A 22,983-nucleotide genomic window follows, 5' to 3' on the forward strand; every position below is an offset into this window, starting at 1 on the left:
TGACGACAGATGCGGGCGATCGCCAGAAAGCGAGGGGTAAAATTACTCCTCTACATTAAAATCCACCTTATCGTAAATATCCCCAAGCAAAACCTGACAAGGAATAGAAGCAAAACTTAACAGCACATCCGCATCGTCATACTCAGAAAATATCCACTTATTATTTTCTGTTTTGAAATACTGCTCAACGTGCATTTTATACTGGTCAATCAAAATATATTCTTGAAAGCTGGGAATTGTCCGATAAGCAGCAAACTTTTCATCGCGGTCATAACTTTTAGTGGATTTTGATAATACCTCAGCAATAAATACTGGATTAACTAAAGTGTCTCGTCTTCCTTCTTGAAATTCTAAAGGAGTTCTCACCACCATTACATCAGGATAAGTAAGAATTCGGCTGTTAGGTATCCATAGACGCTGGTCTGTAACAAAGGCTCGATAAGGCTGACGTTTGAGAAGAAAGTTGATTGTACCACCTAAATTAAGCGCAATTTGACTGTGATCTGGTGTTCCGCCTGCCATTTGAATAATTTGCCCATCAATATATTCATGTTTTTCTTCTGAATTAACCTCTAATTCTAGATATTCTTCAAGCGAATAATAGCGTTGTTCTTGTAGCTGCATAATTCAAAATAATGAGTAATTAACCGCAGATAAACGAGGCAGTGTGTTGGGCGGCTTTGCCGACTTATAGCAACTGCCGTGCGATAATTTATCTGAGTATATCTGTTGTTTTGATTTAAGTTAAATTAAATCAACACTTGCTCTGCTTCTACATTATTCATTTGGTCAAGAATGCCCCAAAGTGCTTGTAACATTGGCTCTAATCCAGTACGAGTCACCGCAGAAATTACAAAAACAGGAGCATAAGAAAGATGATTCAATTGAGTAGCCAACGCATCTAAATCAACCGTTTCTCTATCAACTGCGTCAATTTTATTCAATGCTAAAATTTGCGGACGCTCTGCTAAACCTCGTCCATAAGCTTCCAATTCTTGTTGAATTGTATTGTAATCTCGGATGACATCATCACTAGTGGCATCAATCAAATGTAACAATACCCTTGTGCGTTCAATGTGACGTAAGAAATCATGTCCCAACCCTGCACCTTCAGCTGCACCTTCAATTAATCCGGGAATGTCAGCAAAAACTGTACCATCACCACTAGGTTTCCGCACTACACCTAAATTTGGCACAAGAGTAGTAAAAGGATAATCGGCAATTTTTGGTCGTGCTGCTGATAAAGAAGAAATCAAAGTAGATTTACCTGCATTTGGCAACCCAATAATTCCAACTTCTGCTAATAACTTCAACTCCAAACGGAGCATTTTGCTTTCCCCTTCTAAACCAGGGAGGGCGTATTCTGGGGCGCGGTTACGGTTGCTTAAAAAATATTGATTTCCTAATCCACCTTTACCACCTTTAGCAATTACTAGGGTTTGTTCGGGTTCAATTAAATCACCGATAATTTCCTCAGTTTCCACATCATAAATCGCTGTACCGCAGGGAACTTCAATAATTAAATCTTTGCCAGATGCACCAGTACAGTTATTCGGGCCACCTCGACCACCGTTTTCTGCCTTAAAAAGATGGTTATATTTAAAATCCAATAGGGTTTGGAGATTTTCTACAGCCTTAAAAATTACAGAACCACCCCGTCCGCCATTTCCACCAGAGGGGCCGCCAGCAGGTACATATTTCTCTCTACGGAAGGCGACAATACCATCGCCGCCTTTACCTGCTTCAACTTGAATTTCTACTTGGTCAATGAATTTCATATTTTTTAGAGTGCTGAGTTGTGAGTTTTAAATTATAAGTTTTTTAATCAATGATTTATCTTTATTCTCACTTTTTAACTCAGCAACGCCACTTGCTTCAACGGAGGGAACCTCCGCAACGCAGTGGCTCCTCAGCACTTAAATATATGGCGTAACATCCTCACCGCAGTCATCTGCCAAATAGGAGAGGGCGCGGAAACGTAAACCGACTAGTTGCTCATAAAGTGGATTAATCTTACATAAAGGTGGTATATGGACAATCTTGCGGCCAAATAAAGTGACATCACGTTCAAAGGGACATTGAGAAGGAATCATTTTACATAAGAACCGAGCAACTCTGGGGTCTTGGATATCTAGTCCATCTAACCAGTCGCGCAGGGGGTGAAGTGGATCGTGTGGTATACCTACAGGTACGGCTGGGGGTATTACCGCCCAATCTTTGTGTTCTAGGGTATGGCGCAGGGCTTCGATAATATCCTTTGGCTGTTCTAAAACTACACAAAATTTGTGCAGCAGTTCATCTTCACTAGCAGAATATGTACCATCAGCGATCGCTACCATTACAGCAGTACGTAAAAAATTCTCGGCTGCTGGTGTACCTTTACCCAAAGCTGCGGCTAATTCCTCTGGTGTAATTACCTCTAAAGACTGCCATTTTAGACTAGGTGCTAATTCTTCTTTAGTGAGACTGGCAATTAATTGCTGTTCATGGTCATCAAAGTCACCATCTGCCCAGGCAATTGTTAGCAGTCCACGTAACCAAGCGGCAATTTGTTCGCTACTGTATGGGGATGTAGCAACACTTGTCATACTTACGCCTCAAACTTTTCTCGGTCAATACTAGGCTACCGTGAAGGTAGCTAATTGCACAGTTAGCTAACAGGCTTTTAAGATTTGCTATTTTTTTGACTACAGGCTTGAAGCGTTAGCTTCCTGATTACACACCTAAAAATCTTGAGAATATTTCTACTTAAATTTGGCTCGATAGCATGAACCTATGTAATGGAGATATTTACAAATTTACGGCTTTTGAGTTTTGCAATATCACACTCAAACCATTGAATATGATACATTGGCTACTGCAAATTAATCTCAAATAAGTTGAAATTTATCAAGAACTATCCTCAATATGTAAGCCTAAGCCAACCTCTATCACCATCAGCAAGGGTTGTTTATCGATATCTTTGCAAAACTGATAGTTAGTTGGAAATTCAACAGATGCAGAAATCGAAAATTAGCAATTAAGGTATCAGCAATGTTTTATTTTGGCATTGAGCATGAAGTTGCGTTCTTAAACCAAGAAGGAAAGTTTGCAGATTTTGACCATACCAAGTTTGCAGACTTCAATCAAATTGTAGAAAAATTACCTACCTACCCCAGCGACTATCCTCAACTGCGTGTAGGTGATGCTGGTATTAAAAAAAAGAGATGGTATATCGAAGGTTTTGAAAGATTTGCTGATTCTGATCAACCAATTGATTGTTTAGCTAAAGGTATTGAAATTAGAACCACAATACATTCTAGTATTCAAGGTGCAGTGAATGAATTATCAGAAAGTTTCAATTTACTGCGGGAAGTAGCAGCGAGTTATGGTTACTCAGCAGTTTTAGCTAGTTTTAACCCTTATAAAACTGTTTTTGAACCTCAACCTCCACTAAACGAGTTTGAAATCAAACAACTACAAGCTTATCCCGACGAACAAACCGCTAATATTTATATGGTTAGCTACGGGCCAGATTTAAATATTTCTGTGGCAGATATGGCGACAGAAGATTTAATTGATATAGGCAAAAAGTTAACTTATTACAGCCCTTATATTGTGCCTTTTACTTTTAGTTCTCCTTTTTATAATGGAAGTTTATGGGAAGGGCTTTCAGTCAGAACGTTTATCAGAACAGGAAAACGTTCAGCAACACTAGTTTTTGTTGAAAAGCAAGAACAATTAATTCATAGTGTGCCATCATTAACCAAAGTTGCCCGTATTCCAGCCGAAGTTGGACGTATCGAGTTTAAAGCTTTTGATAGTTGCGATGACTTTAATATTTATACTGCGTTACTAGCATTATTAAAAGGTTTGGTATTAGACAAAACTTTACAGGGTAGAGCCACTATACCCGATGCAAGTTTACATCAGATTTCTGCCAAAGAAGGTTTTGATCATAAAGATATTTTTGCTAACGCCCATAAAGTTTTACAAGCTTCGGAAATAGCCCTTACTAATGACCCAGATGTTAATTTGCTTACACCATTAAAATTAATGCTGACGAAGCGCAGAAGCAAATCACATGAATTAATAGAAATATTTCAACGGGTAGGTTCTATAGAAGAGGTGTTACGACAAACTTATTGACTCGACAAAATTAATGTAGGGTGTGTTACGCCCCAGGCTAACGCACCCTAAGACTACCAAAAGAACTTTATAGTGAATAAACGAGTCAACACATTAATCAAATACAAGTCTTAGATTTTATAAACTTGTCATGACTTGAGCTAATTCATTAGATAAATTAGTTGCCGATATCTGTGATTTTGTAAACAAAACTCCAGCCAAAAAGTAATACTCTCCAGAGTAAAAAGCCATTTTATGTTTTTTTAATTCTTCTATGTGCTTTTTAACTTTTGGTTCAGAGCTATAGTAACCAAACTGCAAGGGTAAAACGACAAATTTATTCACGCTATAGCCGTTGTCTTCTGCTGTTTTGATGGTACTAATTGGGTTAGAATAGCTAGAAACTAAAACTAACACATTTTCGTAATCTAAAGATAAAAGCTCGTTGGTAATTGATGCTCCATCTATGCCACCAAATAATAAAGGCATATAAATATCATCATCTGGGGCAGGAAGATATGGCGGGTTAGCTACTAGATAATTAGCTTGAGGTTTATCAGAGTTAAATAAACAGGAATTATGAATAATATATTTATCAGTCAAATTATACTCATCTATTGTTAAACTTGCAGCTTTCCAGGCAGAAGTATTTAATTCATATCCTTGAATTAATCCTTCAAATTGATTTCTTAGCAATGAGTTGATTACCGGGCTACCATCGCCAGAACCAAATTCAACAATAGATTCAGGATTTTGACAATCTCTGAGGACAAAATTCTCTAAACAGTTGGAATAGAAATTAGATTCTTCTGGGCAAAAAAATACGTCTTTCATGTTAATGTTCTTCATCCTTAAGGTATAATTTATGAAAGAAAAACTAGTATTGAGCTACATCAAAACAAGCAAAACTTGCTTTAGTGAGCAACTAGTCACTAAAGAAGAATTGGCAGCTAATAATCAATTAAAAATGCAACAAAAGAATTTGCTATTTTTAATTTTTAGATTTAGGGAATAGATAGAGTAGCTTGTTCAGTTGTCTTTATTGATTGCACAACAGCTTGAGCCGCGCGATCGCTCATTAATTTCTCTTGGTCATATCCTAGTAATAATTCCCACGCATCATCGGCATACTGTTGGGCTAGAGGTAAAGCTACACTGTCTAACATCCATTGACCGTGACGTTCGTCTTCTCTAATATGCAGTTCCCAATAACCCATCGCTGCATCTGACAGTTGTAGTCGTTGCGCTGCTGCCAGATAATTTTTATATGCTGCTGGGCCTGCTACTTCAAAATAAGTTAATGCGCCGCTATAACGCAGAAAATAACGTTTGCGTTCCGTTGTTAAAAAGTTCTGATTAGCGCAAGCTAAAACTTCCCAAGGTACTAAATCAAAATAACCTTCTGGTTCGGTGTTCATACCAAACTCGGCTAACATTTGGGCAAAGAATGTTGAGTGCTTCCGGGATAACCGCCCATTGCCGTATTCTTCTAATAGTACACGCACCAAAGTACACTGTACTTCATTCGCCGCACCGCCTAAAATCCGCGACAGGCGACTACCTTCAACTAAGCCATCAAATGAACCAATAGCTAATAAATGACGATAGCCTACCTCACTCATCTGCTCTCGAATGTAGCGACTTTCGGGTGATAATGGCGGTTCTAAATCGGCGGCGGCGCGTTCAATTAGTGCTTGTTTAACATTTAATTTTTGTAGTGCTGGGACATCAATTTGAGCTAATTCCCAAGCTTGCCAAGCAGCTTCAATTTGATTACGACAGCAACTTAAATAAAGCGATCGCTCATTATCATAATTACGCAAATCATCGTACCAAAATAGCTTCAGCCGATTAATCCAATATAATATTCGCTGAAGAAACAGGTGAGCGCGATCGTCACCATTGCTATTTTCATAGGCAGCTTTAATAGCTGTAGAGATTGCTTGTTCAACCTCTCTGGCTTTCGCTGCTTCCTGATTCAGTTGATTATCTAAATCATTTATTGCCAGTAGTTCTAAAAATAGCTGTTCAGCACGGTCGTATTGAATATTTTTCTCCTTAGCTTGTGGAATATCTACCACAGCCTCAAAGTTAGGTAATGTAACTATATTGCTTTGCATGGAATATTAGATAGCTTTGCCAAAGAGTGAAAATATTTTCATCTCTAATATCTAAATTTCCATATTTAAGCTTTCTTTACTTCTTTCTAGAGTTATAAAGATATATTAACTCTAGAGACGCAGAAATTGATTCAGTCTAAAAATTTTTCTACTTCTTGCATTATCTTTTTCTATTTCTCAATCTTTAATTTAGAGAAAAAGCTTTTGTTCTTTCACATTACCTCAATGTAAAAATCAAGTTTTTGACAGCTTACTACTGTGGTGTTTCTCCGACAGAATTCATATCTTGATGTGGCGGAATCTGTTCTAAAGGAATTAATGTTTCCATTACCGATTTAACAATTGGTGCAGCAACCGTAGAACCATAAGCGTTTTCACCTTTCGGCTCATCGACTATCGCCAAAATGACATAACGCGGAGCTTCCACTGGTAAAACTGCTACGAAACTTGTAATTCTAGCACCAGGGATATAACCACCATTGGGGCTAGCTTTTTGGGCTGTGCCTGTTTTACCCCCAATGCGATAACCTTTAATTTTTGAAGGTTTACCAGTACCTTCAGAAACGACAGTTTCCATCATTTCCACAACTGCTTGGGTGGTTTTAGGGGAGAAAATCTGACGTGGCGCAGGGAGCGTCGGTGAATAATGGATTTTGCCTTGGCTATCAACTAGCCCCTGAACTACATGAGGTGTAACTAATTTTCCCCCATTAGCCAAAGCTCCGTGCAGTTGTACTAGTTGTAATGGTGTGAGCGAAAAACCTTGGCCAAAAGATGCTGTGGCGGGTTCAATTGGCGAAGAAATAAACTGTTGTTGACCTTTAAGGGAACCACTGACTCCGAAAGGCAAATCTGTTTCTAGGGGTTGCCCTAAACCCAGACGTTCTAGCCAAGTGTAATAAATCGATGGTCGCATTCTTTGGATGATTTGTACCATCCCGATGTTGCTGGAATTTTGCAGAATTTGAGCAATATTAATCCGCCCGTAACCATTGTGTTGGGCATTTCTAATTACACGGTCAGCGACTTTAATATAACCAGGGTCATTAAATGTATCATCTGGTTTAATGACACTATTTTCTAATGCGATCGCCACATTCAATGGCTTAAAAGTTGAGCCTGGTTCATAAAGATCTGCCACTGTCCAGTTTTTGAACAAGTCAATTTTCGCTTTGCCGTATTCATTAGGGTCATAGGTAGGCTGAGATACAAGCGTTAGTAAAGAACCATCTAACGCATCCATGACAATTACCGCTCCACGTTTGGCGCGAAATTTCTGCATCTGTTCTTTAAGAGCGGTGCGCGCCGCCCTTTGCAGACGAGTATCAATAGTTAGTTGCAGTTGCAAATCATCAGAATGCAGAAAACCATCAGAGGCAGTATCTGGCATGAAAGTCCCGTTACCAGAACGCATCAACCGTACTTTCTGTACAGAACGTTCTAGCAACTTTTCTTGGCTGTATTCTACTCCCGCCTGACCACGACGGTCTAAATCGACGTAACCCACAAGATCGGATGTTAAATCTCCCTGTGGGTATAAGCGAGAGTATTTAGGAGTTAATTCTAAACCGTTTAAACGCAAAGCAGTCACGCGATCAGCGATTTCTTCTGGCAGGTTTGGAACCAGGATAATTCCACTTTTGCGGCTTTGAAATATCTTAACTAAATCAGCTGCATCTTTATCTATAACTGGCCCTAACTTTTGGGCTATTTCTTCATTAGACTTGTCAAATAACTTGGGATGGGCATAAACAGTATATACAGGCCGGTCAACAGCCAAAACAATGTTATTGCGATCGATTACTAAGCGACGAGGCACAAAAGGACGCAAACTCACCATTTGTTGATTACGCGCCCTCTGGGTTAATTTTTCTCCTTGAAGAATTTGTAAATTATATAAATTCACAGCTAGACCTAACCCAGATGCTATTAATATGCCCCATACAATCAACAGTCTGACTTTACTGCTTTTTATGGGTTCTTGTTTATTAGGGTTAAGCTTGCCCATCAATTCTTGTTTGGACACTTTCTGCCGCTTTGTCACTGCTGGGCGGGAGTTTTTGAATTTTAATCTACTTGATGACTTCTGCATCGGCTGAGTCCTTTGTTATTTGTCATTAGTCAAAAGTCAATAGTCATTAGTCAAAAGTCAATAGTCATTGGTCAAAGGTCATTTGTTATTCTCCCTTGTCTCCCTCTGCCCCCCTGCTCCTCTGCATTCATCACGAAGTCTCTAATATCCTAATGGCAAGGAGGTTGGCTGTAGCTTTGGAGATTTTGGTTTTGTTTCAGTCGGTGTCGGGTTAGGAGTATTAGATGCTGAAGGTAAAAAAATTGTCCGGTCTGGTGTAGGTGATACCAATCCCGTAGTCGCCTTTTCTGCTTCCTCAGCCATTTTGTTTTTCAGCATGGCGTTGGTTGTTGTTAATTGTCGCTCATTGCGTTGCAGGTTTTGCAGACGACGGAAATCTTGACTCCACATTTCTTGAGAATAGACTGTCCAACCATAAATTACGAGAGCTATTGCAACTAACAAAAACGTCACAATAGAGGAATAACGATGAATAGTGTATAAGCGCAGCAACCAAGTGGGGAAAGCTTCAGCCGTAGGCACAACAGGTAATTTTAAAGAGTCAGACTGAGAATTTGGCTGCACTGTTTTTGGTTGGTTTTTGCTGGGGGACACTTTTGGTTGTCCTACTTTTTGTAACCCATTGTTGGCAGAAACCGATGAAATTTTTGCAGAACGTCGTTGGCGTTGAGGCGAAACGACTGGATGTAGCTCTGATGATTTGTTGTGCTGGGCTGAACCTCGACGTGCAGAGCGTCGCCTCTCTACAGTAGGGCGAGAATTTTGCCAGAACCAAATGCCAGATGCAGACACAGCTGATTTACGAACGGCAGCCATAAATTTTCTTAAATAGGAAATACTGTATTTTAGTCTGTTTGTTTATTTTTGCTCAGGTGGAAATTGCTTTTTACGCAAGCACATGAGCATAGTTTGCACTTTATACCATGTGAGATGTTGTTTGCGGTAGCTAGACCAATTTTGACATCCCTTGGATATCAATACGGTTGGATAAGCATTTTGAACTTAGAATTGGTTTGGGGAAAAGGTTAAAGGGTAAAGGTTAAAGGTTTTTTCTTCCCCTTTCCCCCAACGCCAAACCCCTTTAACCAAACCGTATTGCCTTGGGTATTGCAATAATCGTAATCAGATTTTAGCTATTGAATAAATTGACATTTTATGTATTTCATCTCAGTATGGCAATACGCAGTAAAAACCAGCACTCATGTGCGATCGCCTGATAATATTTGAGATAATAGCTTGGTAAGAAAAGTTAAATAACCTCACTCATCGCTCTGTAGCACAATCATTAACCCACACATAATCATTCTTAAGTATTGTTTTTAAATATGTCATAGCTAGGTGTTTAAAAAACTAGCAGCAAATAGGTTATCGTATTCAAGAGGCATAAAATTTTGATTGCCACAATTGGTGAAAGAGGAGTTATGAAAACAAAAATCTTCGGTTTAGCTTTAATGTTAAGTTTGGCGGCAGTTTTGGGAGCCTGTGACGGTGGCAGTACCCCAAATAATGGTACAACAACAACAACACCCGCAGAGCCAACAGATACTGGAGCTACCCCTACTACAACAGCACCCGCCGCTACTACAACAAAACCTGCAACAACAACACCTACACCCACTACATCACCCTAGTTCTTAGTCTGAGATCAAGACTAATACAGGTAATCAGTAGTGCGATCGCTACAATTGCTTGAGTTAATCAATGCTTAAGGAAAGTATTAGTATTCCTAAACATTAGATGCTAAACTCAAGCACAACTTTAGATATCTGTTCAAATTCAACAACCATGCTCGGACACTGGTAATAGCGGTTTAAACCGTAACCCAGTGTCCATTTAAATTTTTAGCTGATGTTGCTACTTTAAAATCAGACAGCCTCTTAATCTCTGCACTTATTGTTAGCCCAGCAGTTTCTACCCTTGCATGAAATACTTCATACTCATTATTTTTCTTGCCTAACCTATCTCTCCTACTTCGTCACTGATGAGTCGAAATTAAAAGAGAAGAAATCAAAATTAAATGCCAAGATTTAATTAGAATTTCTTTTATTTGCGTGCTGACTTTTGAGGTGAGATAGGGAAATGGGGAGAGTAAAAGCTACCAGGCGAAAAATGTTTGCTGGTTTAGGTATTAGTATAAGTCTTGGTGTGTGGTTAAGTAGTCATTGGGGAGCAGCAGTTATCGCATTACCACCACCAGAAGATACTCCAGAAGAAATATTACGCACCGAAATAATTATAGATGCGCGATCGCCCATTGATGGCAAACCTGTAAGTGCTGCCGAGTACATAGAAATACAAGCCCAGCTACAAAAAGTCCCTCCACCGAAATTAGATCCTAGAATACGGGAACAGTTCTTTCTACTGCGTATCCGTAAAGCCCTGCTTCAATTCTTCCCATTTTTAGATTTTTAGTTATTTGTCATCTGTCATTGGTAGCGTGTTACTGCCTTTTATCCTTACCCTGCCCATACCTATCTGATGTACTATAACGGTGGCGACAAAATGCAAATAAATGTAAAGAATATATATAGATATAAAAAAACTCTGTTTACTTATTCACTTTATTCAACGTAGGTAGCTTCATGTCCATAGCCACTATTGCTCAGGAACAGGTTGACCGCATCGTTTGGAATCAACATCAAGATCCGTTTGAAATACTTGGTTCGCATCTCATAGAACAAAATGGTAAAAATATTTGGGCTGTGCGCGCCTACTTACCAAATGCCACCCAAGCATCGGTAATCGTTCCCCAAGAACGCAAAGAATACCCAATGCAAGCCGTACATCATCCGCACTTTTTTGAATGTACGATTGAAACCCCAGAACTGGCAAACTACCAGTTACGAATCAAAGAAGGAGACCATGAGCGAGTCACCTATGACCCTTATGCTTTCCGTTCTCCTCGCCTGACGGAGTTTGACTTGCATTTGTTTGCCGAAGGCAATCATCATAGAATTTACGAAAAGTTAGGAGCGCACCCTACAGAAATCAACGGTGTCAAAGGTGTTTATTTTGCTGTTTGGGCGCCCAACGCACGTAACGTTTCCCTACTAGGAGATTTCAACCTTTGGGACGGACGCAAACATCAAATGCGTAAAGGCCCCACAGGCGTTTGGGAATTATTCATTCCCGAAATAGGGGTAGGCGAACATTACAAATACGAAATCAAAAATTTTGAAGGACACATTTACGAAAAATCTGATCCTTTCGGTTTTCAACAAGAACCGCGTCCAAAAACAGCATCTATCGTTACTAATTTAGATTCCTATGAGTGGCATGACGAAGACTGGATGGCAAAGCGTCGTCATACCGACCCACTAACTCAACCTGTCTCTGTTTACGAAGTACACGTAGGTTCTTGGTTACACGCTTCTAGTGCTGAACCGCCCAAATTACCAAATGGTGAAACAGAGCCTGTAGTTGTTGTTTCTGAACTTAAACCAGGTGCGCGGTTTTTAACTTATCGGGAATTGGCAGACAGACTAATTCCCTATGTTAAAGACTTAGGTTACACCCATGTAGAACTATTACCCATTGCCGAACATCCTTTTGATGGGTCTTGGGGTTATCAAGTCACTGGCTACTATGCACCTACTTCACGTTTTGGTAGTACAGAAGATTTCATGTATTTTGTTGACCAATGTCATCAAAACGGCATTGGGGTAATTGTCGATTGGGTTCCTGGTCACTTCCCCAAAGATGGGCATGGTTTAGCGTTCTTTGACGGCACTCACTTGTACGAACACGCAGACCCCCGCAAAGGTGAACATAAAGAGTGGGGGACTCTGGTTTTCAACTACAACCGCAACGAAGTGAGGAATTTCTTAGCCGCCAATGCCCTGTTCTGGTTTGATAAATATCACATAGATGGCATTCGTGTAGATGCTGTGGCTTCTATGCTGTATCTCGACTATTGCCGTAAAGAAGGTGAATGGGTAACTAACCAGTACGGTGGTAGAGAAAACTTAGAAGCTGCGGATTTCTTACGTCAGGTAAATTATCTAATTTTTAGTTATTTTCCAGGTACTCTTTCCATTGCAGAAGAATCGACATCTTGGCCGATGGTTTCTTGGCCAACCTATACAGGCGGTTTAGGCTTTAACTTGAAATGGAATATGGGCTGGATGCACGATATGCTGGATTACTTCAGCATGGATCCTTGGTTCCGCCAATTCCATCAAAATAACATTACCTTTAGTATGTGGTATAACCACAGCGAGAACTTCATGCTGGCGTTGTCCCACGATGAAGTTGTACATGGTAAGAGCAACATCATCGGTAAAATGCCCGGTGATACATGGCAGAAGATGGCCAATGTGCGTTGTTTGTTTACTTATATGTTTGCTCACCCAGGCAAAAAAACCATGTTTATGAGCATGGAAATTGGCCAATGGAGTGAGTGGAATGTTTGGGGTGATTTAGATTGGCAATTGCTACAGTTTGAGCCACATCAACAATTAAAACAATTCTTTAAGGAACTCAACCACATTTACCGTTCTGAACCATCTTTATACACCCAAGATTTTGCACGGGAAGGATTTGACTGGATTGATTGTAGCGACAACCGCCATAGTGTTGTTTCCTTCATCCGCCGTGACAAGGATTCTGATGATTTTATGGTAGTGATTTGCAACTTTACACCCCAACCTCATTCTCACTACCGCATCGGTGTTCCAGAAAAAGGATTTTACACCGAGATATTTAATAGTGATGCCCGTCAGTATGGCGGCAGTAACATGGGCAATTTAGGCGGTAAATGGACAGATGATTGGTCAATGCACAATCGTTCTTATTCGTTGGATTTATGTTTGCCACCTTTAGGTGTGTTGATGTTTAAATTGGATAAAGAGAAAACAGCAGCAGCATTAAACTCTTAATAGAAAGGGTGGGTATAGTCCCACCCTTTTTTTATTTGCCGTGATTGAAAAGTAAAATTTTTAGACAACGATCGCACCAGTATTTTAGCTCTCAGCGATCGCTTATCCCACACGCAAACATTACCAATAAATGTGACTACTCACTTATGCACAAACATAACGAATAATAAGTTATGTACATTTATTAAGTAATTATTGGTCGTCTTATGCCTATTAAAGTTGGAGATACTGCCCCTGATTTCTCTTTGCCTGCTCAAAATGGTTCAACAGTTAGCCTGAGAGATTTTCGTGGTCAAAAAGCTGTTGTGTTGTACTTTTATCCCAAGGATGACACACCTGGATGCACAGCAGAATCTTGCGCTTTTCGCGATCAGTACGAAGTATTTAAAAATGCTGGCGCAGAAGTAATTGGTGTCAGTGGTGACTCTAATGAGTCTCATCAGCGATTTGCCGCCAAGTACAATTTACCATTCACTCTGTTGAGTGATAAAGGTGATCAAGTACGTAAGCAATATGGCGCAACCGCCGCTTTTGGTTTATTTCCTGGGCGCGTGACTTATGTCATCGATAAACAAGGAGTTGTGCAATATGTGTTTGATTCTATGTTCAACTTTCAAGGACACGTGGAGGAAGCGTTAAAATCTTTGCAAGCCCTAAACAAATAACCGCTAACTAACGCAGATAATTATCAACAATCAATGACAATTATCGTTGTTAATCAACGGTTACTAGCTATGCTGACGCAAGCTGCTGATGGGGGAGATTTACTAATTAACTAAGGGGAAAGGAGAAAGAGAAAAGGTAAAAAGCAAGTGGAATTATGGGCAAGGAGTTCATTTTTTTCCCTTTAGCCTTTAACCTTTTCCCGTCTTTTTATTTAGCTGAATGTGATTTCTCCTGCATAACTATATTGTTGTGGGCTACCTTACCGTTTTTGCCGTTGGTGTGACCGTTGTTATTGCGGGGTTGAATTACGCCGTAACCACCGTGGTTGCGTTCGTAAATCACGTTAATTTCTCCGGTTTCTGCATTGCGGAACATATAAAAATCATGCCCTACTAGTTGCAGTTGTTCCAAAGCTTCTGTCAGAGTCATCGGTGGCATGGAAAAATATTTTGTCCGAACGACTTCACCAGGTAATTCGGGAGTGCGATCGCCAATTAAATCTGGTACTACTGGTTCTGGTACTACTACTTCATTAGTAGGTTGAGCCTGAGTTTTCTTATCTTGCCGCCTTTCTTTATATTTGCGTAATTGACGGGCAATTTTATCTGCAACTAAATCAATGCTGGCATATAAGTTTTCGCTGCTTTCCTCGGCACGGATGACACTACCATTTGCAAAGATGGTGACTTCTGCGGCTTGTCTAGGATTAATTCGGGGATTGCGAGCTACGCTTAGGTGGACATCCACTTCATTTGTAATGTTCTGAAAATGACTAACCGCTTTTTCTATCTTCTGATGCACGTAATCCCTAATTGCGTCGGTGATTTCAATATTTTTGCCGTGGATGACAAGCTTCATGTAAACTCTCCCGCTATATATTATTGATGTGTGATGTGAGTTTGCTTTGTGTGAAAGGAAGTTGCGGTAAGGTCTATCACTGCCGCCAAAACAAATTTTGTTTTATCATTTACTGCTGAGTTTGCTCTAACTTTACTGCTTGTAATATTCACGCGTTCCCTTAATTAATATCCTCAGTGGATGTCTGCGCTGGTTTCCTTTTGTTGCAAAACAATTGGATTGCTCCGCCGAATGATTAGCTGCGTCACTTTGAGCAACTTTTAACTTAACTATCTTGTACATTCAAGCAACTTATATGTTGTCTCATATGTTTGCTTGTTATTAGTTGATAATACAACTTGTTGTACTTGTTTCATTTAGTTAAAGGTGCAAACAATATTATTAGAGTCATCAGCCAGTTAAATCTTTCTTCTTGTTTTGGCGTGATGCTTATTGCAGAGAATTCCTCCTAAGACCCTTGAGGTTAGTTATATATTCAAACTAGCACTTTGTATTTTCTATAGCTGGTTCCCTTGATGTTCCTTTAAAATCCTTTGCATAGCTTGACAATTGTTGATTACATCTGTCCAAGTTGAAATATATTTCCCTATTTATCCAGTTGATTTTTGGCACAATCCATAGTATGCAACAATCTGTTAAACGCTGTTTGCTATATAACCAAAGACTGATGCCTTACATAGAGGCTCATGCATGGCAGCGATCGCTTCTGTCCAAACGGATTCAAAACCCCAGCCTTGATGATGCGTTAATCTTGCTAGAGCATCCCCCTGTTTACACATTAGGGCAAGGAGCGACACCAGAATTTCTCAAATTTGACTTAAGTAACAATAATTTTGATGTGCATAGAGTTGAACGCGGTGGCGAAGTAACTTACCATTGCCCTGGTCAACTAGTAGGCTATCCAATTTTAAATCTGCAACGTTATTGTAAAGACTTACATTGGTATTTGCGTCAACTGGAAGAAGTGATCATTCAGGTGTTAGCAGTTTATGGATTAACAGGCGATCGCCTGACGGGTTTTACTGGTGTATGGTTGGAAGGTCGCAAAGTTGCGGCGATTGGAATTAAAGTTAGCCGTTGGATTACCATGCACGGTTTTGCTTTAAACGTTTGTCCTGACATGACAGGCTTTCAACATATTGTCCCTTGTGGTATCGCCGATAAACCCGTAGCTAGTTTAGCCGAATGGATTCCCGGTATCACCTGTGACGAAGTGCGTCCTCATGTTGTTAAAGCTTTTGCGAAAGTATTTGATGTTGATGTGGTTGAATCTATCTGTGAATGACAATTGGATAGTTTTTCACATTTAATTGCCATTCAAATACTAATTTCATTTTTTAAATCTACTTTGGTTTTATATTTACCCAAGTTAGAATATGTTAGTTACTTAATCAAACGACAAATTTGATACAACACTCAACTCCAATTTTGCGCGTGGAATCTCTAATCAATTCAAATATATCCGCCCCTGCAATAAGTTCCCTAAGACAACGCGACTGGAAAGTTTTGATAGAACTGTTTGAAAGGGAAGATAGCGACGAAATTGAAGCTGACATCAAAAGCAACTTACACTTGATGATACCCGAACCATGTTGGGAAGATGACCCCTTTGAGTTCTTACGTGAGTATCTTTAGTGCTGAGTCATTGGTCATTTGTTATTTGTCTACACACTTCATACTTTACTGAGGCGGCTAAGAAAATTACGCAAGCGATCGCATTGCGGATTGGTGATCACTTCGTAAGCGGGGCCTTGTTCAGCGACAACACCTTGATCTAAAAAAATAACTCGATTGGCGACTTCTCGCGCGAATTGCATTTCGTGAGTGACGACTACCATTGTCATTCCCTCGGCGGCTAATTGTTGCATAACTTGTAATACTTCACCAACAAGTTCGGGATCTAAAGCACTGGTAGGCTCATCAAATAGCATAATCTGCGGATTCATACATAAGCTACGGGCGATCGCAACTCTTTGCTTTTGTCCTCCAGATAGTTGTTCGGGATAAGCTGAGGCTTTATCAAATAAACCCACTTTTTCTAAATATAAACCTGCTAACTGCGCGCTTTCTTTCGCTGTTTTCCCTAAAACTTTACGTGGCGCAAGGGTAAGATTTTCTAACACGCTGAGATGGGGAAACAAGTTGAATTGTTGAAAAACCATTCCCACTTGGGTTCGCAGTTGTCTTAGTTGTTGATTGTTGAAATTAAATTGAGATAATTCAATTCCATTAACTGTTAACTTGCCATGATCAATAGTTTCTAAACGGTTGAAACACCGCAGTAAAGTACTTTTACCACAGCCGGAAGTCCCAATCACCGCTACAACTTCCCCGGAATCGATTTCGCCTGTGATACCTCTAAGAACTTTTAGAGAACCAAAATTTTTTTCGATATTTTCAAAAATAATGATAGGTTGAGAATTTTTCATTGCTTGTGTCAACTGCTTTAGAGTTGATTGTATGCTTTTGAACTAACCGCAGAGGGGAAACAAATGAAATGGTTAGATTAAATTTTAGACATTGGTGGCGTGGGTTGTTGCTAGTTGGTTTGTGTTGTGCGTTAATAGCTGGCTGTAGTGTGAATAATAGCACTAGTAAAACTCTGCGGGTCGCCACTGAACCAGCCTTTCCGCCGTTTGAGTTTAAAGGACAAAACGGTGAATTGCAAGGTTTTTCTTATGATTTGATGAATGCGATCGCTCGTGCGGCTGGCTTTAAAGTAAACTTTCAAAGCATCCCTTTTGATGGCATTATTCCAGCAGTGCAAGCCAAAACCCTAGATGCAGCGATTAGTTCGATCACAATTACCGAGGAACGCGCCAAAACAGTTTCTTTTTCCCGTCCTTATTTTAAAGCAGGGTTGGCGATCGCTATTCAAGAAAACAATCAAGACATTACTAGTTTAGATAGTCTCAAAAATAAAAGGCTTGCTGTGCAAATTGGTACTACTGGCGCAGAAAAAGCTAAAAGTATTCCTGGAGTGCAAATTCGCAGTTTTGATTCTGCACCTTTAGCACTGCAAGAATTAAGTAACGGTAATGTAGATGCAGTAATTAACGATGCACCTGTAACTTTATACGCCATTAATACAGGCAATCTTCGGGGAATTAAAGTTATTCAACAATTAGTAACAGAAGAATATTACGGCATTGCAACTGCCAAAAACTCACCCAATTTAACTCTCATTAATGATGGTTTAGATAGGATATTACGAAATGGAGAGTATTCGCAAATTTATAAAAAATGGTTTAAATCCGATCCGCCAACATTACCTACTAAATCTCCTTTTGAAAATCAGGCTAATAATAACGCAGCTAATATATTCATTTCATTGGGGATAATTTGGCGTGCTTTTCCTACCCTTTTACAAGGTGCGTTAGTAACATTACAACTAACGATTTTATCCGTAGTTTTAGGTTTAGTTGGTGGTTCTTTAATGGGCATTATCCGCCTTTCTCGGATTAAACCTGTACGTTGGTTAGCACGGGCGTATGTAGATTTCTTTCGGGGTACGCCTTTGATAGTCCAAATGTTTATGATTTACTTTGGCATACCAGCGATCGCACAACAACTAGGCTTCACCTTTAATTTTAATCCTTTCGTGGCTGGGGCGTTGGCATTAAGTTTAAATAGTGCTGCATATATTGCAGAAATTGTTCGCGCTGGGATTCAATCAATTGAACCAGGACAAACCGAAGCAGCACAGTCAATCGGTTTAAGTTCGGTAGAAACCATGCGCTACATAATTTTTCCGCAAGCTTTTCGCCGGATGATTCCACCTTTAGGCAATGAGTTTATCAGTTTATTAAAAGACACCAGCTTAGTTGCAATCATCGGTTTTGAAGAACTATTCCGCAAAGGACAGCTAATAGTAGCAGGTAACTATCGCTCCTTTGAAATTTACTTCGCCGTAGCCTTAGTTTACTTATGTTTAACACTTCTTTCTTCTCAAGCATTTAGCAAATTAGAAGTATGGATGAATCCTGTAAAGCGTAAATTGTAATTAGAGCATTGATAAAACACCTTAACTACTATAGAAAAACTCCGCGTACCTCCGCGCTTCCCTCAGCGTTCCTTTGCGTTTCAAATCCCTCCCAATTTCACTAAGAATTAGCACCACGAAGACGTTCAAGATTTTCCCTACATATAACTGTATGAGGATGATTAACACCTAATTGTTGCTCATAAATTGCCAAAGCTTGGAGATACAAAGGTTCTGCTTCGGCGTACCTTCCTTGGGATTTGTAGAGATAAGCCAAGTTGTTGAGGCTAGAGGCAACGTCGGGATGTTCTTCTCCCAGCAGGCGTTTTCTCATTGCCAAAGCTTGGAGATACAAGGGTTCAGCTTCGGTGTACCTTCCTTGGGAGTAGTAGAGTGCAGCCAAGTTGTTGAGGCTAGAGGCAACGTCAGGATGTTCTTCTCCCAGCTGGCTTTTATACAGTGCTAAAGCTTGAAGATACAAAGGTTTGGCTTCAGCGTACCTTCCTTGGAAATCGTAGAGTAGTGCTAAGTTGTTGAGGCTAATGGCAACGTCGGGATGTTCTTCTCCCAGCAGGTGTTTTCTCATTGCCAAAGCTTGGAGATACAAGGGTTCGGCTTCAGCGTACCTTCCTTGGGAGTAGTAGAGTACAGCCAAGTTGTCGAGGCTAGCAGCAACGTCGGGATGTTCTTCTCCCAGCAGGCTTTTATACAGTGCTAAAGCTTGAAGATACAAAGGTTCGGCTTCGCTGTACCTTCCCTGGAATTTGTAGAGATAAGCCAAGTTGTTGAGGCTAGCGGCAACGTTGGGATGTTTTTCTCCCAGCAGGCGTTTTCTCATTGCCAAAGCTTGGAGATACAAGGGTTCGGCTTCAGCGTACCTTCCTTGGGAGCCATAGAGTGCAGCCAAGTTGTTGAGGCTAGTGGCAACGTTGGGATGTTCTTCTCCCAGCAGGCGTTTTCTCATTGCCAAAGCTTGGAGATACAAGAGTTCGGCTTCAGCATACCTTCCTTGGGAATCGTAGAGTGCAGCCAAGTTGTTGAGGCTAGTGGCAACGTCGGGATGTTCTTCTCCTAAACGGTTTTTTACTGTCGATAAACACTGCATATGCCAAGGTTCTGCTAATACATACAAACCCTGTGCATTATAAAATCTACCTAAACCAACAAACACCCAAATTAAATCTTCATCTCTCAGCGCATCTATGAAATTTTCGGCAACTTCTTGGAGATGGGGAATAGCATCTTGCACTGAAGCGATAAATTCCAAAGTCATAGTTTGAGGAATTTCTTTTGCCTTTGCTACCATTGCTGCTGCAAAAGCTTGTTTGAGCTTGTTATTTGTGTTTATTTGAAAAAATTTCTGATGTAGCAACTTATTTAGAAATTTCTTAAAAAAGCCTATTACTCCTTTAGGTTGCTCTATCTTTAATGTTGTATTTAGTTTTCCTTTGAGAAACTGCCGAATTAAAGGATGAATTTGATAACAAGCATCTTTATCTTCTAATCTTTGAATGAGATGACGCTTGTAAAGTTGCTTTCTGGCTTCGCTCAGATCTGCCTCTGCCCAATTTAGCAACTCACTGGTAGATTCTACCAATTGCCAAGGTATGACATTAGGAGCAAATAAACTCAACAAAGCACCCACAAGCTGAGTTTTTTCATCTAGTTCTTGCCAGCTTAATTCAAAGGCGGCTTTTACTCCTAGCTGTCCCTGTTCCAGTGCTTTATCTTCTAAATGTTGCGTCTTCAAGCGTTTTAACATTTCTGCTAAAGATAAATCTGGATCTTCAGCTAAATACTTTCCTACTAGTTCCAACCCTAAAGGCAAATATCCCAGCCATTTACACAATTCTTTAGCCGTTGTTTCTTCCCGTTGTATCCGTCGTTGTCTTACAAAAGCAGTTAGCAGTTCTAACGCTTTGATATGCGGGAGTACATCTAAGGAAATTTCCTGCACAAAATTGGGGTTGAGGTTGCGTAACCGGGTGGTGATGAGTACCCGAAAACGGTTCGCTGTCGGCTGTATTTCTTGCAGATGCTCTAAATTAGTGACATCATCTAATACTACCAACACCAAACCTTCGGATGGTTGCCAATGCTGCCAACACCACCGCGCTTGTTCTTGAGGGTTCAGCAGTTTTCCACCTAATTTTTCAGGTATTTCTTGCCCAATGTACAAGCCATAAAATTGCACAATGCTGGTTGCTAAATCCGATTCTCTCCCATTCAGCCAACAGATACCGCCAGGATAATCAGCTTCATGTTTTAACGCGTACTGGGTTGCTAATTCCGTTTTACCGACACCACCCATCCCAGCCACCGCCGAAATTGCCACTTTCCCCGACTGCTGCAATTCGTGATGTATCTTGGCAAGTTCATTTTCTCGCCCAACAAACTTGATTGCGCCTTTGCGAATTAAATTATTGGGGATATTTGGTGGAGAATTTCGCTGTGATGACCCAATATTAATTGTTGGATTGTGAATGTTAGTCTCGCCACCCTTGATGTTTATCCCTTGCCAATTCTCGCTGGTCATTTGCTGCCAAAGTTTAATGTGGGATTACTGATAGTATTCTCTCCACCTTTAATATTTATACCTTGCCAATTCTCTACCGTTGTCGGACTTTGCGCTTTAATAGCTGCGGTTAACTCTGCAATAGCCTTTTTCAACTCAGGGTTATCTTGTGCAGCAGTGTTGACTTGATTTCCTAAAGCTTCTACAGCCTCCTTAATTTCCGGGTCTGCCTCTGCTGCTTTTTTTACATCTTCTACTAATACAGCTTCACCAATATCTTCTCGTTCTCCTGGTGGTAAAGCTGCTTGTGCGGCTGCGGTTTCTAAAGCTGCTGCTGTTGCGGGTGATTTAGCTTTAATAACTTCCTTAGCTTTGTCATAAATTGCATCTAAAGCTTTTTCCGTTGACCAATCAACGAATTTATTACCTATTAAAGCTAGAAGCGCGATCGCACCGACAGTAATTGGTTCCATATAATTTGGTACGATATTAGACAATTAGAAGTAATTATAGTTATTTTTCTCAGTAAGCTTAGGTAGACAAAGGTAAAAGCTTAGTTGTGCAACAGTTTTTTGCCGCCAATCACGATATCTCTCATTCTCAGCCGGAATCTAGAAATAGTTTTTTAACAATATATTATGCGTTTGAGGTTTTGAACTTCATTAATGAGTCTTTTAGCTCCTTTAATGAAGCTTGGAACTCCATTAATGAGCCTTGGAACTCCTTTAAAGAAGCTTTTAGCTTCTTTAATGAGTCTTTAATACTCATGAATGAGCCTTGGAACTCCACTAATGAGGCTTTTAGCTCCTTTAATAAGCCTTGGAACTCCACTAATGAGGCTTTTAGCTCCTTTAATAAGCCTTGGAACTCCATTAATGAGGCTTTTAGCTCCTTTAATGAGCCTTTGATACTTGTGAATGAGTCTTGATGCTTAAACTATCAATTTTTTCTATTAAAACTGCGATACTCCCAAGGATTGGTAAACTGAGTATCACCCCAAATCCCGACTTTTTGCTGCTGTGCTTGTGCTTCGGCTTGCTGCACTATTTCTTTACTAGGACATTTATTTAAATAAGGACGATATACCTTAGCTAAACCTTCGCGCAATAAAACTTCCTGTACCAAAGTCCCATCTTTTAAGCGAACTTCCGCCACCTTTCTGCCATAGCGATCGCTATCTGTAATATTCAAGGTGACGTGATCGCCTGATTTCTGTACTAGTTGTTGCAAGCGTTCCTGTGCTTTTGCACCCCAACTAAATTGATTGCGATCACTACTGCGTCTACTCTCCCTTTCTCTTTTAGAATGGGGTACTTCCGGCGCATCCATACAAGCAAAGCGCACATTAAATTTATTTCCTTTCGCATCCTTAACAGCTAACGTATCACCGTCGCTAACTCTCTCAACTAAATCGCCTGAAGGAGGAAACAAGCGATCGCAACTCCCCAAACCCAAAACCAAAATACTTATACTCAGCCAAATCCCCAATTGTCTCATCAACTTCTGCATCCAAACTCACCTAACTCTGATGCATGATATTAGCAATAGTTGATTTTGGCAGCAACTCTCAATCTTAAGTAACTAATACCAATTCCCTGTAAACTTGCACTAAATATTTACACCTGTATTCCTTAGCGTTCTACCCTTCGGGAAGCCACTTCGTGTCTATGCGTTCTTTGCGGTTCGTTTCAAAAAATTAATTGTATCAGTAGAAAAGCTTGCATATCATTATATTTTTCTTCATTAAATAACATTACAAAATTGAA

Annotated in this window: 22 protein-coding genes; 9 read left to right on the plus strand and 13 right to left on the minus strand. The window is 40.1% G+C overall.

The window, feature by feature from the left end; all coding sequences use genetic code 11:
- Nucleotides 1-42: 42 nt before the first annotated feature.
- From H6G76_RS12460 to H6G76_RS12470, 3 genes are all read right to left on the minus strand, one after another.
- A complete protein-coding gene (locus H6G76_RS12460; protein WP_199337357.1) occupies nucleotides 43-624 on the minus strand; it encodes a Uma2 family endonuclease in 582 nt (193 codons plus the stop codon).
- Nucleotides 625-749: 125 nt separating this feature from the next.
- The gene (obgE, locus tag H6G76_RS12465; RefSeq protein WP_190700504.1) at nucleotides 750-1,778 is read right to left on the minus strand and encodes a GTPase ObgE; all 1,029 of its coding nucleotides are present in this window, start codon (nucleotides 1,776-1,778) and stop codon (nucleotides 750-752) included.
- 138 nt (nucleotides 1,779-1,916) lie between these two features.
- Nucleotides 1,917-2,588: a Mo-dependent nitrogenase C-terminal domain-containing protein gene (locus H6G76_RS12470; RefSeq protein WP_190700507.1), complete on the minus strand. Its 672-nt coding sequence runs from the start codon at nucleotides 2,586-2,588 to the stop codon at nucleotides 1,917-1,919.
- Nucleotides 2,589-3,033: 445 nt separating this feature from the next.
- Between H6G76_RS12470 and H6G76_RS12475 the strand changes: the two genes are divergently transcribed.
- Nucleotides 3,034-4,128, plus strand: coding sequence for a glutamate--cysteine ligase (locus H6G76_RS12475; protein WP_190700510.1), 1,095 nt, complete (start codon nucleotides 3,034-3,036; stop codon nucleotides 4,126-4,128).
- 117 nt (nucleotides 4,129-4,245) lie between these two features.
- Here H6G76_RS12475 and H6G76_RS12480 read toward each other — a convergent pair whose 3' ends face one another.
- Nucleotides 4,246-4,941, minus strand: coding sequence for an SAM-dependent methyltransferase (locus H6G76_RS12480; protein WP_190700513.1), 696 nt, complete (start codon nucleotides 4,939-4,941; stop codon nucleotides 4,246-4,248).
- A gap of 31 nt (nucleotides 4,942-4,972) precedes the next feature.
- On the opposite strand from H6G76_RS12480, the gene H6G76_RS12485 reads away from it, so the two are divergent.
- A complete protein-coding gene (locus H6G76_RS12485; protein ID WP_190700516.1) occupies nucleotides 4,973-5,122 on the plus strand; it encodes a hypothetical protein in 150 nt (49 codons plus the stop codon).
- Here the strand turns inward: H6G76_RS12485 and H6G76_RS12490 are convergent.
- The 3 genes from H6G76_RS12490 to H6G76_RS12500 form a co-directional block, all read right to left on the minus strand.
- Nucleotides 5,112-6,227 (minus strand): iron-containing redox enzyme family protein, encoded by a 1,116-nt coding sequence (locus H6G76_RS12490; RefSeq protein ID WP_190700519.1) that lies wholly within the window; start codon nucleotides 6,225-6,227, stop codon nucleotides 5,112-5,114. The genes H6G76_RS12485 and H6G76_RS12490 overlap by 11 nt on opposite strands.
- A 253-nt stretch (nucleotides 6,228-6,480) precedes the next feature.
- Nucleotides 6,481-8,319: a penicillin-binding protein 2 gene (locus H6G76_RS12495; RefSeq protein WP_190700522.1), complete on the minus strand. Its 1,839-nt coding sequence runs from the start codon at nucleotides 8,317-8,319 to the stop codon at nucleotides 6,481-6,483.
- A gap of 141 nt (nucleotides 8,320-8,460) precedes the next feature.
- Nucleotides 8,461-9,135, minus strand: a complete 675-nt coding sequence (locus H6G76_RS12500) for a hypothetical protein (protein ID WP_190700525.1) — start codon at nucleotides 9,133-9,135, stop codon at nucleotides 8,461-8,463.
- Between the two features lie 605 nt (nucleotides 9,136-9,740).
- Here H6G76_RS12500 and H6G76_RS12505 point away from each other — a divergent pair.
- The 4 genes from H6G76_RS12505 (at nucleotide 9,741) to H6G76_RS12520 (ending at nucleotide 13,861) form a co-directional block, all read left to right on the plus strand.
- Nucleotides 9,741-9,950, plus strand: coding sequence for a hypothetical protein (locus H6G76_RS12505; protein ID WP_190700527.1), 210 nt, complete (start codon nucleotides 9,741-9,743; stop codon nucleotides 9,948-9,950).
- A 478-nt stretch (nucleotides 9,951-10,428) separates the two neighbouring features.
- Entirely contained in the window at nucleotides 10,429-10,731 is a 303-nt protein-coding gene (locus H6G76_RS12510; RefSeq protein WP_397333605.1) for a hypothetical protein, read from the plus strand.
- 170 nt (nucleotides 10,732-10,901) lie between these two features.
- Entirely contained in the window at nucleotides 10,902-13,196 is a 2,295-nt protein-coding gene (gene glgB / locus H6G76_RS12515) for a 1,4-alpha-glucan branching enzyme (protein WP_190700533.1), read from the plus strand.
- Between the two features lie 206 nt (nucleotides 13,197-13,402).
- Entirely contained in the window at nucleotides 13,403-13,861 is a 459-nt protein-coding gene (locus tag H6G76_RS12520) for a peroxiredoxin (protein WP_190700536.1), read from the plus strand.
- A 208-nt stretch (nucleotides 13,862-14,069) separates the two neighbouring features.
- Here H6G76_RS12520 and hpf read toward each other — a convergent pair whose 3' ends face one another.
- Nucleotides 14,070-14,720 carry a ribosome hibernation-promoting factor, HPF/YfiA family gene (gene hpf, locus H6G76_RS12525; RefSeq protein WP_190700539.1) on the minus strand — a complete coding sequence of 217 codons (651 nt, stop codon included), beginning with the start codon at nucleotides 14,718-14,720 and terminating at the stop codon, nucleotides 14,070-14,072.
- Between the two features lie 622 nt (nucleotides 14,721-15,342).
- On the opposite strand from hpf, the gene lipB reads away from it, so the two are divergent.
- Together lipB and H6G76_RS36970 are read left to right on the plus strand one after the other, a co-directional pair.
- On the plus strand, nucleotides 15,343-16,005 hold the full coding sequence (gene lipB, locus H6G76_RS12530; protein ID WP_190700542.1) for a lipoyl(octanoyl) transferase LipB: 663 nt from the start codon (nucleotides 15,343-15,345) through the stop codon (nucleotides 16,003-16,005).
- A 149-nt stretch (nucleotides 16,006-16,154) separates the two neighbouring features.
- Entirely contained in the window at nucleotides 16,155-16,355 is a 201-nt protein-coding gene (locus H6G76_RS36970; RefSeq protein ID WP_313934771.1) for a hypothetical protein, read from the plus strand.
- Between the two features lie 38 nt (nucleotides 16,356-16,393).
- Here the strand turns inward: H6G76_RS36970 and H6G76_RS12535 are convergent, their stop codons facing one another.
- Nucleotides 16,394-17,149 carry an amino acid ABC transporter ATP-binding protein gene (locus H6G76_RS12535; protein WP_199337358.1) on the minus strand — a complete coding sequence of 252 codons (756 nt, stop codon included), beginning with the start codon at nucleotides 17,147-17,149 and terminating at the stop codon, nucleotides 16,394-16,396.
- A gap of 68 nt (nucleotides 17,150-17,217) precedes the next feature.
- On the opposite strand from H6G76_RS12535, the gene H6G76_RS12540 reads away from it, so the two are divergent.
- Nucleotides 17,218-18,723: an ABC transporter permease subunit gene (locus H6G76_RS12540; protein WP_190700545.1), complete on the plus strand. Its 1,506-nt coding sequence runs from the start codon at nucleotides 17,218-17,220 to the stop codon at nucleotides 18,721-18,723.
- 100 nt (nucleotides 18,724-18,823) lie between these two features.
- On the opposite strand, the gene H6G76_RS12545 is transcribed toward H6G76_RS12540, so the two are convergent.
- From H6G76_RS12545 to H6G76_RS12560, 4 genes are all read right to left on the minus strand, one after another.
- Nucleotides 18,824-21,238 (minus strand): tetratricopeptide repeat protein, encoded by a 2,415-nt coding sequence (locus tag H6G76_RS12545; RefSeq protein ID WP_190700548.1) that lies wholly within the window; start codon nucleotides 21,236-21,238, stop codon nucleotides 18,824-18,826.
- The gene (locus H6G76_RS12550) at nucleotides 21,235-21,690 is read right to left on the minus strand and encodes a hypothetical protein (RefSeq protein ID WP_190700550.1); all 456 of its coding nucleotides are present in this window, start codon (nucleotides 21,688-21,690) and stop codon (nucleotides 21,235-21,237) included. The genes H6G76_RS12545 and H6G76_RS12550 overlap by 4 nt, the downstream gene beginning before the upstream one ends.
- Before the next feature lie 163 nt (nucleotides 21,691-21,853).
- A complete protein-coding gene (locus H6G76_RS12555) occupies nucleotides 21,854-22,090 on the minus strand; it encodes a hypothetical protein (protein WP_190700553.1) in 237 nt (78 codons plus the stop codon).
- A gap of 66 nt (nucleotides 22,091-22,156) precedes the next feature.
- On the minus strand, nucleotides 22,157-22,726 hold the full coding sequence (locus H6G76_RS12560) for a thermonuclease family protein (RefSeq protein ID WP_190700555.1): 570 nt from the start codon (nucleotides 22,724-22,726) through the stop codon (nucleotides 22,157-22,159).
- Between the last annotated feature and the right edge of the window lie 257 nt (nucleotides 22,727-22,983).

The sequence above is a fragment of the Nostoc sp. FACHB-152 genome, assembly GCF_014697475.1.
In the GTDB taxonomy this organism is placed as follows: Bacteria; Cyanobacteriota; Cyanobacteriia; order Cyanobacteriales; family Nostocaceae; genus Nostoc_B.

Coding starts and splice junctions, on each gene's coding strand:
- H6G76_RS12545 (WP_190700548.1), bottom strand. CDS start 21,238: ATGACCAGCGAGAATTGGCAAGGGATAAACATCAAGGGTGGCGAGACT.
- H6G76_RS12460 (WP_199337357.1), bottom strand. CDS start 624: ATGCAGCTACAAGAACAACGCTATTATTCGCTTGAAGAATATCTAGAA.
- lipB (WP_190700542.1), top strand. CDS start 15,343: ATGCAACAATCTGTTAAACGCTGTTTGCTATATAACCAAAGACTGATG.
- H6G76_RS12500 (WP_190700525.1), bottom strand. CDS start 9,135: ATGGCTGCCGTTCGTAAATCAGCTGTGTCTGCATCTGGCATTTGGTTC.
- hpf (WP_190700539.1), bottom strand. CDS start 14,720: ATGAAGCTTGTCATCCACGGCAAAAATATTGAAATCACCGACGCAATT.
- H6G76_RS12520 (WP_190700536.1), top strand. CDS start 13,403: ATGCCTATTAAAGTTGGAGATACTGCCCCTGATTTCTCTTTGCCTGCT.
- H6G76_RS12550 (WP_190700550.1), bottom strand. CDS start 21,690: ATGGAACCAATTACTGTCGGTGCGATCGCGCTTCTAGCTTTAATAGGT.
- H6G76_RS12535 (WP_199337358.1), bottom strand. CDS start 17,149: ATGAAAAATTCTCAACCTATCATTATTTTTGAAAATATCGAAAAAAAT.
- H6G76_RS12485 (WP_190700516.1), top strand. CDS start 4,973: ATGAAAGAAAAACTAGTATTGAGCTACATCAAAACAAGCAAAACTTGC.
- H6G76_RS12495 (WP_190700522.1), bottom strand. CDS start 8,319: ATGCAGAAGTCATCAAGTAGATTAAAATTCAAAAACTCCCGCCCAGCA.
- glgB (WP_190700533.1), top strand. CDS start 10,902: ATGTCCATAGCCACTATTGCTCAGGAACAGGTTGACCGCATCGTTTGG.
- H6G76_RS12560 (WP_190700555.1), bottom strand. CDS start 22,726: ATGCAGAAGTTGATGAGACAATTGGGGATTTGGCTGAGTATAAGTATT.
- H6G76_RS12490 (WP_190700519.1), bottom strand. CDS start 6,227: ATGCAAAGCAATATAGTTACATTACCTAACTTTGAGGCTGTGGTAGAT.
- H6G76_RS12470 (WP_190700507.1), bottom strand. CDS start 2,588: ATGACAAGTGTTGCTACATCCCCATACAGTAGCGAACAAATTGCCGCT.
- H6G76_RS12475 (WP_190700510.1), top strand. CDS start 3,034: ATGTTTTATTTTGGCATTGAGCATGAAGTTGCGTTCTTAAACCAAGAA.
- H6G76_RS12505 (WP_190700527.1), top strand. CDS start 9,741: ATGAAAACAAAAATCTTCGGTTTAGCTTTAATGTTAAGTTTGGCGGCA.
- H6G76_RS12510 (WP_397333605.1), top strand. CDS start 10,429: ATGTTTGCTGGTTTAGGTATTAGTATAAGTCTTGGTGTGTGGTTAAGT.
- obgE (WP_190700504.1), bottom strand. CDS start 1,778: ATGAAATTCATTGACCAAGTAGAAATTCAAGTTGAAGCAGGTAAAGGC.
- H6G76_RS12555 (WP_190700553.1), bottom strand. CDS start 22,090: ATGGAGTTCCAAGGCTTATTAAAGGAGCTAAAAGCCTCATTAGTGGAG.
- H6G76_RS12480 (WP_190700513.1), bottom strand. CDS start 4,941: ATGAAAGACGTATTTTTTTGCCCAGAAGAATCTAATTTCTATTCCAAC.
- H6G76_RS12540 (WP_190700545.1), top strand. CDS start 17,218: ATGGTTAGATTAAATTTTAGACATTGGTGGCGTGGGTTGTTGCTAGTT.